Here is an 8,849-nt window from a genome sequence, read left to right as displayed (position 1 = left end):
GGTCCGCCGGCCGCCGCCCGCCGCTGACCTGCGGCGTTCCGGCGCCAGGCAGTCGAGGCCGAGAGCGTCCGACCGTACGGTCGCGGAACCGGTGGACCCTGCGGACCCAGCAGGCCCAGCAGGCCCGGCGCTCGCCGCGGCGGACGCCACGAACTCCGCGGCGCGCCGGGATCCGCCCGGGTGCGGCCTCACACCAGGTCGCGCGCGATCCGCCGCGACCAGCTCTGCGAGTGCACCCGCGGATCGCCCCGCTCGGCATCCAGCTCGTGCGCGTCGTGACCAGGGCGCCCCAGTCCTCCCGCTCGACCCGGCGCACGGTGCGGGTCTCGCCGCGCACCGAGGTCACGTCGTTCCAGCGGAAGCTGTACCACTCGTCGGTCGCGCGGCGGATCCGGCTGCCGGTCTCCTCGATTTCGAACTCGCCCTGGTCGTTGACCACCTCGAGCACGGACTCGTCGGTCGCCAGATCGCGCGTGCGGCATTGGCCGCGTCGTAGCCCGCGTCCTCGCCGAGCACGGCGCCCGCGTGATCCTGGCCGTCCGCGATCCGCGCGAGGGCACCGACGCCGCCGCGATGGGCGGCGAGGTCGAGGTGCGACGCCTGGACCTCGCCGACCTCGCCTCGGTGCGGCTCTTCGCCGGCGGCATCGAGGATCCGATCGACCTGCTGATCAACAACGCCGGGCTGATGATCCCGCCGCTGGGTCGCACGGCCGACGGCTTCGAGCTCCAGTTCGGCATCAACCACCTCGGCCACTTCGCCCTGACCAACCTGCTGCTGCCGCAGATCGTCGGCCGCGTGGTCACCGTCTCCTCCATCGCCCGCCGCAGCGGCGCGATCAAGCTCCACGACCCCAACTGGGAGCGACGCCCCTACCGGGCGCCGCGCGCCTACGCCCAGTCCAAGCTCGCGAACCTCCTGTTCACCGCCGAGCTGCAGCGTCGCCTCGAGCGAGCCGGCTCCGAGGTGCTCTCCCTGGCCGCACACCCCGGCCTCGCCGCCACCTCGCTGCTGCTCGGCCGACACGGCCGGCTGGTCGAGGCCGCGGAGAGCGCGCTCATCGTCCTGCTGGGGCACAGCGACGTGGGCGGGGCTCAGCCCACGCTGATGGCCGCCACCGCGGACCTCCCCGGCGACACTTACGTCGGCCCCACCGGGCGCTTCGGCGCCCGCGGCGAGCCCGGCCCGGTCGAGCGCGCCGCCCGCGCCGAGGACACCCAGATGGCCCGCAGCCTGTGGAGCCTCTCCGAGGAGCTGACCGGCGTCCGCTTCCCCCTCAGCGGGCCTGTCCGCTCCGGTGTCGCTCCACGTACCGCCTGAAGTCCCATGGCTCCTGCCCGCGGTCGTCGCCGTCGAGGAACTCCGTCGCGGCCTTGCGCCCCTTGCGGTAGAGCAGCTCGCGGTCCTCGTCGGAGAGGTCGAACTGGGTGGGCCGCACCGCCGCGGTGTCGATGAAGATGGTCCGCTCCACGGCGTTCTGCTCGTCGATGTGCATCCGGTCGTAGAAGCCCGTGACCGTGTCCACCACCGCCTTCCCGAAGGAGAACGGGCCGCGGATGCGGTTGCGCTGGCCGAAGTCCGCCTCCGGCTTGGCCGAGAGCTTGATGCCGAAGGTGGGCCAGCGCGGCGGCTCGCCGCCCGGCCGATCGAACACGGAGACCGGGAAGTTCGAGAGCATCCCGCCGGCCACCAGCACCGCACTGCCGCCCTCGGGGGACTTCCATCGCACTGGGTGGAAGAACAGCGGGATCGAGGACGAGACCCGCACCGCCTCCGCGATCAGCAGACGCTCCGGGTCGCGCCCGAACTCGGCCGCGTCCTGGGGCAGCAGCCGCAGCTCCCCGGCCGAGAGGTCGGAGGCGGTGACCACCAGACGGTGACGGCGCGGATCGTCCCGGCTCACGTCCACCTCGGGATCGTCGATGATGAGGTCGCCGAAGGTGCCGGTGCCGCCTGCCGGGGCGTGCTCGGCGAGCTGCTCGTCGAGCCACTGCTGGAGGAAGTCGCCGCGATGGATGCCGTTGTGCAGCAGGATCGACAGCGCCTTGCCCGGCAGGGTGCGGGTCCACCACGGCCCGTCCTCGAAGCGCCGGTAGTCGGTGGCGCGGAGGATCTCCACCATCGTGGGCCCGTCGACGCCCGAGGCCGCGAGCGCCCCCGCGATCGCCCCGGCCGACGACCCCGCCACCCGGTGCACCTGGTAGCCGCGCTCCTCGAGCACCTCGATCGCGCCGGCCAGGGCGATGCCCTTGACCCCGCCGCCCTCCATCACGAGGTCGACCCGGCGCGAGACGTCCTCGCCCCCGGCGTGCGCAGATCTGTCCTCATCTCTCGAGTGCAGGGCGGCGCTCGGCGGGGTGTCGGGCGAGACGGCAGGCTGCGGGGACGTCATGGCGCCCAGGCTAGGGGAGCGGCCCGACGCCGAGCCGACGCGGCCCGACCGCGGGCAGGCCGGTGGACAGATCCACGACGCAGGGATAGCGAACATGGGCGAATGACGTGCTCGAAAGCCCATGTCTGCTGACCGGCCGACCTGCGACGGCGCGTCATGCAGGACCTCGCTCGGGCCGAAAGTTTTGTGCCTGCGGCGACTCATGCGAGCCCGCAGATGAGTCCTCACGGCCACAAAAGCTCAACGGCCCCGCGCCGGCCGGGTCCACGACGTCGCTTCCCGCCACCGAGACGTGGCGATGTGACGGTATCGGGCCTCATACCGTCACAAACTCAGGACTCGATCGCGTGCTGCCCGGTCTGCCCCGTCCAGCCCGCCCCCCGCGCCGTCCCTTCCTGCCCCCACCCCACCCGCGCAACGACCCGCCGAGGACGATGCGATCGCTCGCCCCGACCCCGGCGGGTCAGAATCCTGCGGAGGCCCTGGTCAGAGCCCCCTCAGATGCCCTGCTGAGAACCCCCTGCTCAGAGCGTCTTCGCCAGCGGGTCGAAGCCCTCGGGCAGCACCGGCACGGTGTCCACCGACGACTCGACGGTGACGAACTCGCCGCGCTCGGCCGACTCCTCCGCGGAGAGCATGATGTCCAGCACGTGGTAGCCCACCTCGCCGCTCGCCACGTGCGGGCGACCGTCCTGGATGGCGCGGACCATGTCCAGCAGGCCCAGGCCGCGGCCGGTGACCGGGCCCTCCTGCTGGATCTCGATCCATTCCTGCACGGGCGGCGCTTCGCCGAAGGACTCGAAGGGGCGCACGTAGGCGATGCGGCCCTCGAACATGTTCGGGTCGGGGATCGAGAGCGAGCCCTCGGTGCCGTGGATCTCGACGATGCCCTGACGGGCCAGCGGCGAGTCGAAGCTGACCAGCGAGGTGCCGGTCTGGCCGCCCTCGAACTGGGTGAGCACGGAGATGGTCGACGGCGGCTCGACGGGGAACTTCTGCCCCTTGTTCGGGCCGACGAGGATCTCGCGCTCCTCCTGCGCCTTCAGGCCCATCGCGGCGACCTTCTCGACGGTGCCGAAGAGGCTCACCAGGGTGGTGAAGTAGTACGGGCCGATGTCCAGCAGCGGGCCCGCGCCCTTGGCGAAGAGGAAGGCGGGGTTCGGGTGGAAGACCTCCGGGCCCTGCCACTGCATGGAGGTCTGCGCGAACAGCGGGCGGCCGATGAGGCCGTCGAGGATCGCGCGCTTGGCGGTCTGGACGCCGGCGCCGAGCACGGTGTCGGGGGCGCAGCCGATGCGCAGCCCGGCCTCGTCGGCCTGCTCGAGCAGCGCGGCGGTGGACTCGCGGTCCAGGCCCAGCGGCTTCTCGGTCCACACGTGCTTGCCCGCGGCGATCGCCTGCGAGGAGATCTCCGTGTGCACGGCGGGGATGGTCAGGTTCACGACGACCTGCACGCCCGGGTGGTCCAGCACGTCCTGCGCGGTGCCGGAGGCGGGGATGCCGTACTTCTCGGCCTGGGCCGCAGCGACCTCGGTGTTGAGGTCACCGAGGATCAGGACCTCGAGGTCGGGGAAGGTGGTGAGGTTCGTCAGGTACTGGTCGGAGATGACTCCGGTGCCGATGAAGCCGACGCCCACGGGGCCGTTGAAAGGGGTGCTCATGCTGCGAGTCCTCCGTCGATCAGGAAGCGGTAGCTGTTCTCGACGTCCGCGAAGACGTCGCCGGGGGCGTTGTCGTACTCGATGACGGCGTACTTGACGTTCGTCGCCGCCTTCATCGCCTCGACGGTGGGCACCTCGCCCTGGCCGGCGTGGCGCTGGTCCAGGCTCGAGGAGCTGAACTTCGGGGCGCCGGGAGCGAAGGGGTTGGACTCGGGCTTGATGCCGTCCTTGACGTGGATCGCGACGAGACGGTCGCCGAGCTCCTGCACCAGCGCGACGACGTCCTGGCCGCCGACGAGGGCCCAGTAGAGGTCCAGCTCGATCTCGACCGACGGATCGATCAGCGACAGGAAGCGCTGGTAGGCGGTCTGGCCGTCGAAGTCCGCGAGGAACTCCTGGGCGTGGTTGTGGTAGCCGACCGCGAGGCCGAACTCCTTCGCCTTCTCCGAGGCGGCGTTGAGGCGCTCGGCGATGTCCTTCACGCCGTCCTCGGTGAGCCAGCGCTCGGTGGGGACCATCGGGTCGATGACGGTCTTCATGCCGATCTCGGCGGCGGCCTCGAACACGACCTCGTTGGAGGGGGTGGGAATGGAGCCGTCCGGGGTCCACAGCTCGTCGGAGAGCAGCGGGGCGTGACCGGTGGGGGAGGCGAGGCCGGAGGCGTCCAGTGCCGCGCGGATCTCCTTCGGGCGGCGCACGAAGTCGAAGGCCTCGACGTTCTTCAGGCCGATGCCGGCGAGCTTGTCGAGGGAGCCGTTCATGTCTGCGGAGAACTCCGCGGCCAGCGTGTACAGCTGGACGGAGGCGAGGGGCAATGCCACGGGTGACCTGCTTTCGGTACGTCGTCGTCAGAGGGCGGGTCGCACTCGCCTGCTCGCCTCGGGCGAGGACGGGCCGGTGCGTGGGCGACAGCGTAGCACCGGATCCCACCAGTTGGAGGTTTTGTCTGGGATCGGCGTCCGACGGCGCATACTGTGGCGCCATGAGCACCGACGACGAGCCCGCCGAGGACCCCGCGAACCCTGCCGCGAGCTCCGAATCGAGCCCCGCCGGGGGTCCCGCGACCTCGGCAGACCGCCCCGCGACCCCTGCCGACGACGCTGGCGGGCCGGCTGGTCCGTCGGCCGCCGGAGCGCCGCGGGCCCGCCGCATCGGCCGTCAGGGCTCCTACTCCAAGGGCATCGCGCGGAGACGGGAGATCCTCGACCGCGCGATCGAGGTGTTCCGCGACCGCGGGGCCGACGGCACCTCGCTGCGCCGGATCGCCGAGGCCATCGGCGTCTCCCACGGTGCGCTGCTGCACTATTTCTCCTCCCGTGAGGAGCTGCTGGTCGCCGTCTACGAGCACGCCGAACGACGCCGTGACCTCGACCGTCTCGAGCGGGAAGGTCCCACCGCCCTCGACGACGAGCGCGCCGTCGAGGTGATGGCCAACGCGGCGCTGGCGAACCTCGAGGTGCCCGGTCTCGTCCAGCTCTACTCGACGCTGGTGGCGACCTCGCTGGAGAGCGAGCGGGGACCGGCGAAGGAGTTCTTCACCGCTCGGTTCGAGAACGTGCGCGGGGGCCTCGCGACCCGGCTGCGCGAGGACCAGGCCGCGGGCCGTGTGCGGGGCGACGTCGACCCCGAGCAGATGGCGGCGCTGATCGTGGCCGCCTCGGACGGCCTGCAGATCCAGTGGCTGCTCGAGCCCTCGATCCAGCTGCAGCAGACCCTCGAGCTGTTCGCGGTGCTGCTGGAGCCGTGAGGGGGCTGGCGGGGCAGTACGGGGGACGCGCACCGACGACAGGAGAATCACCGATGACCAGCGGATGCGGCTGCGGCTGCGGCACGCCCTGGTGGGCCGGGGTGCAGGGTGCACGCTCGGACTGGTCGTCGATCCAAGGAAAACTCTTGAAGTTGGATGGTTGACCGTGGCAGACCACTTTAAGAGTTATCCAGGGCCCGAGTGACGCGGCCCTGTCTGCGAAGTCTCTTCTGCCGGGCCGCCCTGGTCCGCTGTCGGCGCCCGACCATAGGCTGAGCGCGACCCCGGCCCTCTGACCAGTGCCTCTCCGGCGCAGACGGGCTACGCACGACAAGCCTGCCCCGCCCCACGAGATCCACGAAGAAGGTCGATCCCCACGGCCACGCCGACCCTGCGCCGCTTCGGCCCGCTGCGAGACCGCCACTCGCGCCCGTATCTGATGACCGCCGGTCTGTCGATGATGGGCGACAACATCGAGCACGTGATCACCTACTGGGTGCTGTGGGAGGTGTTCGCCTCGCCGTGGCTGGTGGGCTTCCAGGTGATCAGCCACTGGCTGCCGTTCCTGCTGTTCTCGGTGCTGTTCGGCGGGCTCGCGGAGAAGTACGACTGCCGACGCATCATCCAGATCGCCCAGGGCCTGTTCGCTGTCGTGTCCCTGAGCTGGGGTCTGCTGTTCCTGACGGGGACGCTGGAGATGTGGAGCGCCTGCGTGCTGCTGGTGCTGCACGGCTGCGCCGGGGCGCTGTGGGGCCCGGCCGAGCAGCTGATGCTGCACGACTTCGCCGAGCCCGCCGAGCTGCCTAGCGCCGTGCGGCTGAACGCGACGTTCAAGTCCCTCGGCGTGCTCGCGGGCCCCGTCGTCGGCTCGCTCCTGCTGCTGCTCCTGGGGCCGACGTGGGGGATCCTCGCCAACATCGTCTTCTACCTGCCGATGACGCTTCTGATGCTGCGCACCCCGTTCACCGGCCACTCCCGCAGCGGCTTCGTGCGCCGCGAGCGGGTCTCGATCCTGGACACTCCGCGGGTGCTGCGCACGGTCGGCAGCGACAAGGTGCTGGTGGGGATGATCGCGCTCGCCGGTCTGATCGCGGTGTGCGTCGGCGCGTCGCTGCAGGTCGCGATGCCGAACTTCGCCCAGGTGCTCGGCGCCGGGGACGAGGGCGGCCTCGGCTACGGCGCGCTGCTGTTCGCCAACGGGATCGGGGGAGTGATGGGCGGCTTCCTGCTCGAGGCCACCGGGATCCTGAAGGTCGACGTGCGCGGCGCGGTGATCGCGGCGGTGATGTTCGGGCTGACCTCGCTGATCGTCGCGACTACGACCAGCTATCCGATCGCGCTGATCGCGCTGGTGATCGGCGGTGTCGCGAACCTCGCCGCGACCGCGATCGGGCAGGCGCTCGTGCAGCTGCGCGCCCCGGAGGACCAGCGCGGCCGCGTCGTCGGGGTCTACTCGATGATCGGCAGCGGCATGCGTACCGGCAACGGGATCACGATCGGCTGGCTCGGCGCGCTGCTCGGCGTCAGCGGCGCGGTCGCCGTGGGCGGGCTCGCGCTCGTGGTCGGCGCGCTGCTGATCGGCGCGCTGATCGCGCTGCAGGCCCGCCGCGGCGCCCCCGCCTGACCTCGGCGGCGGCCGTCCGTCTGCGCCTCAGCGTCCGCGACGGACCTGGTGGATCTTCAGCCCGGCGCCGAGGAGGATCGCGGCGGCCGCGATCCCGGCGGGGACGAGCATGTTCGATCCGGTCGCGGCGAGTGCATCGCTGTCAGAGGACTCGGAGCCCGAGCCGTCGTCGCTCGAGCCGCCGGTGTCGGAGCCTGCGGGCACCTCGATCTCGGACGCGTCGGCCGACGGGTCGATCACCGTGCGGGCCTGGTCGGGAGTCGTGCCGACCGAGCCCGAGGACACGCCGCCTGCGAACAGCTTGGTCATCAGCACCGCGAGCGCGGCCGACTGCTTCTGGTCAGCGGTCGCCTCCTGCTGGGCGGCCGGGAAGTCGTTGGTCGCCGAGCCGGGGGCGGCCGGCGGCTGGGCGGACACGTTGCCCCTGCTCGCGGCGTTGCCGTTCGCGGCCGACGCCGAGGTCTCGCCGCCCTCCTCGTTGCCGGGGAGGGGCTTGGTGGAGGAGCCGGACGCGGTGGGGTCCCCGCCCTGCTGCTCCTCCTCGGAGTCTTCGGTGCCGTCGGACCTGCCCTTGTCCTCGGTGTCCTGCTTCTGATCGTCGTCGGAGCCGGAGTCCTCGGTGTCGGCGCCGCCGTCGACTACCTCGTCGTTGTCCGAGTTCTGGTCGTCGCCGCCCTGCTCCTGGCCAGTGTCTTCCGAGCCGTCGCCGTTCTCGCCGGACTCCGCGGAGTCGTCGTCTCCGTCGCCGCCTTCGCCGGGCCCTGATTCGCTGTCGTCGGAGCCGCCGTTCTCGCCGGAGCCGTTATCTCCGCCGCCTTCGTCCCCGCCGGAGCCATTGTCTTCGCCGCTATCACCGTTGTCCTCGACCACGACGGTGAAAGTTCGGTTGTCATTCCACTCGTCTCGCATCGAGAGCACGAAGCTGCAGATGTCTCCGTTCTCGGCGTCTTCTGGAACCGTATAGGTCCACGTCTGCTCACCGCCCGGTGCCGCGTCGCCGCCACCCTCCAGTTCATGATCGCTGGAGCCATCCGGAAGGACGACCGACGCCTCGAGCGGCCCCCGCCCGGGAAGACACTTCACGGCCAGCGTGACCTTGTCGCCGGGGGCTGCTGTTGCCGCGGAGACAGAAAGGACCGGAACGTAGTCGCCGTTGGCGTCCAAGTCGCACTCGCTCTGCGGCGGCTGGTCACCCCCGCCATCGGACGGACCGCCCGGCGCGGCATACACAGCAGTCGGCCCGGCAGCGAACGCCGCGAGCAGCAGCAGCCCGGCAGAGGACTGGGCGACGGTACGGCGGACAGACATCGGAACCCTTCGGAGACAGTGGAGGTCAGCCATACTGTAGGAGGCGTCGGCGCCCCGGGGGACCTCGATGAATTCATCCCCCGGCAAACTTTTCATGAACACCGCTGGGGTGCGCAT

At 71.2% G+C, this 8,849-nt stretch carries 8 protein-coding genes; 3 read left to right on the top strand and 5 right to left on the bottom strand.

What is annotated here, in order from left to right; translation table 11 throughout:
* On the bottom strand, nt 1–448 hold a 448-nt coding region (locus tag HMPREF3159_RS17820), incomplete at its 3' end, for a hypothetical protein (RefSeq protein ID WP_246821507.1).
* 77 nt (nt 449–525) lie between these two features.
* Between HMPREF3159_RS17820 and HMPREF3159_RS06160 the strand changes: the two genes are divergently transcribed.
* Nucleotides 526–1,320 carry an SDR family NAD(P)-dependent oxidoreductase gene (locus HMPREF3159_RS06160; protein WP_246821505.1) on the top strand — a complete coding sequence of 265 codons (795 nt, stop codon included), beginning with the start codon at nt 526–528 and terminating at the stop codon, nt 1,318–1,320.
* On the opposite strand, the gene HMPREF3159_RS06155 is transcribed toward HMPREF3159_RS06160, so the two are convergent.
* From HMPREF3159_RS06155 to HMPREF3159_RS06145, 3 genes are all read right to left on the bottom strand, one after another.
* The gene (locus HMPREF3159_RS06155; protein ID WP_246821503.1) at nt 1,277–2,392 is read right to left on the bottom strand and encodes a patatin-like phospholipase family protein; all 1,116 of its coding nucleotides are present in this window, start codon (nt 2,390–2,392) and stop codon (nt 1,277–1,279) included. The two genes, HMPREF3159_RS06160 and HMPREF3159_RS06155, sit on opposite strands and share 44 nt — an antisense overlap.
* 524 nt (nt 2,393–2,916) lie before the next feature.
* On the bottom strand, nt 2,917–4,053 hold the full coding sequence (locus HMPREF3159_RS06150; RefSeq protein ID WP_070500145.1) for a Gfo/Idh/MocA family protein: 1,137 nt from the start codon (nt 4,051–4,053) through the stop codon (nt 2,917–2,919).
* Nucleotides 4,050–4,874 carry a sugar phosphate isomerase/epimerase family protein gene (locus HMPREF3159_RS06145; RefSeq protein WP_070500144.1) on the bottom strand — a complete coding sequence of 275 codons (825 nt, stop codon included), beginning with the start codon at nt 4,872–4,874 and terminating at the stop codon, nt 4,050–4,052. Before HMPREF3159_RS06145 ends, HMPREF3159_RS06150 begins: the two co-directional genes overlap by 4 nt.
* Nucleotides 4,875–5,035: 161 nt before the next feature.
* Between HMPREF3159_RS06145 and HMPREF3159_RS06140 the strand changes: the two genes are divergently transcribed.
* Together HMPREF3159_RS06140 and HMPREF3159_RS06135 are read left to right on the top strand one after the other, a co-directional pair.
* On the top strand, nt 5,036–5,800 hold the full coding sequence (locus HMPREF3159_RS06140) for a TetR/AcrR family transcriptional regulator (protein ID WP_141748101.1): 765 nt from the start codon (nt 5,036–5,038) through the stop codon (nt 5,798–5,800).
* Between the two features lie 292 nt (nt 5,801–6,092).
* Nucleotides 6,093–7,424, top strand: a complete 1,332-nt coding sequence (locus HMPREF3159_RS06135; protein WP_371441695.1) for an MFS transporter — start codon at nt 6,093–6,095, stop codon at nt 7,422–7,424.
* A 27-nt stretch (nt 7,425–7,451) separates the two neighbouring features.
* Here the strand turns inward: HMPREF3159_RS06135 and HMPREF3159_RS17640 are convergent, their stop codons facing one another.
* A complete protein-coding gene (locus HMPREF3159_RS17640; RefSeq protein WP_141748100.1) occupies nt 7,452–8,849 on the bottom strand; it encodes a hypothetical protein in 1,398 nt (465 codons plus the stop codon).

The organism is Brachybacterium sp. HMSC06H03 (genome assembly GCF_001807385.1).
GTDB lineage: Bacteria > Actinomycetota > Actinomycetes > Actinomycetales > Dermabacteraceae > Brachybacterium > Brachybacterium conglomeratum.
This window is presented reverse-complemented; position numbering and strand designations above follow the sequence as displayed.

Bases quoted from the DNA above. Each gene is read 5' to 3' on its own strand.
- HMPREF3159_RS06155 (WP_246821503.1), bottom strand. From the start codon at position 2,392: ATGACGTCCCCGCAGCCTGCCGTCTCGCCCGACACCCCGCCGAGCGCC.
- HMPREF3159_RS06150 (WP_070500145.1), bottom strand. From the start codon at position 4,053: ATGAGCACCCCTTTCAACGGCCCCGTGGGCGTCGGCTTCATCGGCACC.
- HMPREF3159_RS06140 (WP_141748101.1), top strand. From the start codon at position 5,036: ATGAGCACCGACGACGAGCCCGCCGAGGACCCCGCGAACCCTGCCGCG.
- HMPREF3159_RS17640 (WP_141748100.1), bottom strand. From the start codon at position 8,849: ATGCGCACCCCAGCGGTGTTCATGAAAAGTTTGCCGGGGGATGAATTC.